Source organism: Staphylococcus sp. MB377, assembly GCF_001922505.1.
GTDB classification, from domain to species: Bacteria; Bacillota; Bacilli; order Staphylococcales; family Staphylococcaceae; genus Staphylococcus; species Staphylococcus haemolyticus.
Window position 1 is genome coordinate 1 of record NZ_MAON01000025.1, and the last position, 3,051, is coordinate 3,051.

At 49.3% G+C, this 3,051-nt stretch carries 1 rRNA gene; it reads right to left on the minus strand.

Annotated features, from left to right (window positions below):
* Positions 1–84: 84 nt before the first annotated feature.
* Positions 85–3,006, minus strand: a 23S ribosomal RNA gene (locus BB045_RS06905).
* Positions 3,007–3,051 lie beyond the last annotated feature (45 nt).

Here is a 3,051-nt window from a genome sequence, read left to right on the forward strand (position 1 = left end):
CATTGTCACCAGACAAGAGAATGATTATACATTCAAAACTAGATAGTAAGTAAATGATTTTGCTTCGCAAAACATTGAAATAAATTGATTAAGTCTTCGATCGATTAGTATTCGTCAGCTCCACGTGTCACCACGCTTCCACCTCGAACCTATTAACCTCATCATCTTTGAGGGATCTTATAACCGAAGTTGGGAAATCTCATCTTGAGGGGGGCTTCATGCTTAGATGCTTTCAGCACTTATCCCGTCCATACATAGCTACCCAGCTATGCCGTTGGCACGACAACTGGTACACCAGAGGTATGTCCATCCCGGTCCTCTCGTACTAAGGACAGCTCCTCTCAAATTTCCTACGCCCACGACGGATAGGGACCGAACTGTCTCACGACGTTCTGAACCCAGCTCGCGTACCGCTTTAATGGGCGAACAGCCCAACCCTTGGGACCGACTACAGCCCCAGGATGCGATGAGCCGACATCGAGGTGCCAAACCTCCCCGTCGATGTGAACTCTTGGGGGAGATAAGCCTGTTATCCCCGGGGTAGCTTTTATCCGTTGAGCGATGGCCCTTCCATGCGGAACCACCGGATCACTAAGTCCGTCTTTCGACCCTGCTCGACTTGTAGGTCTCGCAGTCAAGCTCCCTTATGCCTTTACACTCTATGAATGATTTCCAACCATTCTGAGGGAACCTTTGAGCGCCTCCGTTACCTTTTAGGAGGCGACCGCCCCAGTCAAACTGCCCGCCTGACACTGTCTCCCACCACGATAAGTGGTGCGGGTTAGAAAGCCAACACAGCTAGGGTAGTATCCCACCAGCGCCTCCACGTAAGCTAGCGCTCACGTTTCAAAGGCTCCTACCTATCCTGTACAAGCTGTGCCGAATTTCAATATCAGGCTACAGTAAAGCTCCACGGGGTCTTTCCGTCCTGTCGCGGGTAACCTGCATCTTCACAGGTACTATGATTTCACCGAGTCTCTCGTTGAGACAGTGCCCAAATCGTTACGCCTTTCGTGCGGGTCGGAACTTACCCGACAAGGAATTTCGCTACCTTAGGACCGTTATAGTTACGGCCGCCGTTTACTGGGGCTTCGATTCGTAGCTTCGCAGAAGCTAACCACTCCTCTTAACCTTCCAGCACCGGGCAGGCGTCAGCCCCTATACATCACCTTACGGTTTAGCAGAGACCTGTGTTTTTGATAAACAGTCGCTTGGGCCTATTCACTGCGGCTCTTCTGGGCTTGCACCCTAAAGAGCACCCCTTCTCCCGAAGTTACGGGGTCATTTTGCCGAGTTCCTTAACGAGAGTTCGCTCGCTCACCTTAGAATTCTCATCTTGACTACCTGTGTCGGTTTGCGGTACGGGCACCTATTATCTATCTAGAGGCTTTTCTCGGCAGTGTGAAATCAACGACTCGAGGAAACAATTTCCTCTCCCCATCACAGCTCAATCTTAAGAGTGCCGGATTTGCCTAACACTCAATCTCACTGCTTAGACGTACAATCCAATCGTACGCTTCGCCTATCCTACTGCGTCCCCCCATCGATTAAAACGATGCTAGGTGGTACAGGAATATCAACCTGTTATCCATCGCCTACGCCTGTCGGCCTCAGCTTAGGACCCGACTAACCCAGAGCGGACGAGCCTTCCTCTGGAAACCTTAGTCAATCGGTGGACGGGATTCTCACCCGTCTTTCGCTACTCACACCGGCATTCTCACTTCTAAGCGCTCCACATGTCCTTGCGATCATGCTTCAACGCCCTTAGAACGCTCTCCTACCATTGTCCTACGGACAATCCACAGCTTCGGTAATATGTTTAGCCCCGGTACATTTTCGGCGCAGTGTCACTCGACTAGTGAGCTATTACGCACTCTTTAAATGATGGCTGCTTCTAAGCCAACATCCTAGTTGTCTGGGCAACGCCACATCCTTTTCCACTTAACATATATTTTGGGACCTTAGCTGGTGGTCTGGGCTGTTTCCCTTTCGAACACGGACCTTATCACCCATGTTCTGACTCCCAAGTTAAATTAATTGGCATTCGGAGTTTGTCTGAATTCGGTAACCCGAGAGGGGCCCCTCGTCCAAACAGTGCTCTACCTCCAATAATCATCACTTGAGGCTAGCCCTAAAGCTATTTCGGAGAGAACCAGCTATCTCCAAGTTCGATTGGAATTTCTCCGCTACCCACAGTTCATCCGCTCACTTTTCAACGTAAGTCGGTTCGGTCCTCCATTCAGTGTTACCTGAACTTCAACCTGACCATGGGTAGATCACCTGGTTTCGGGTCTACGACCAAATACTCAACGCCCTATTCAGACTCGCTTTCGCTACGGCTCCACATTTCCTGCTTAACCTTGCATCAGATCGTAACTCGCCGGTTCATTCTACAAAAGGCACGCCATCACCCATTAACGGGCTCTGACTACTTGTAAGCACACGGTTTCAAGTTCTCTTTCACTCCCCTTCCGGGGTACTTTTCACCTTTCCCTCACGGTACTGGTTCACTATCGGTCACTAGAGAGTATTTAGCCTTAGGAGATGGTCCTCCCAGATTCCGACGGAATTTCACGTGCTCCGTCGTACTCAGGATCCACTCAAGAGAGAATATATTTTCAACTACAGGATTATTACCTTCTTTGATTCAACTTTCCAGATGATTCGTCTAACATATTCCTTTGTAACTCCGTATAGAGTGTCCTACAACCCCAATAAGCAAGCTTATTGGTTTGGGCTCTTCCCGTTTCGCTCGCCGCTACTCAGGGAATCGATTTTTCTTTCTCTTCCTCCGGGTACTAAGATGTTTCAGTTCTCCGGGTCTGCCTTCTGACAAGCTATGAATTCACTTGTCGATAACACGACATAACTCGTGCTGGGTTCCCCCATTCGGAAATCTCTGGATCAACGCTTACTTACAGCTACCCAAAGCATATCGTCGTTAGTAACGTCCTTCGTCGGCTTCTAGTGCCAAGGCATCCACCGTGCGCCCTTAATAACTTAATCTATGTTTCCACCAAACTTTTAGTCAATCGTTCTCATATNTATTGC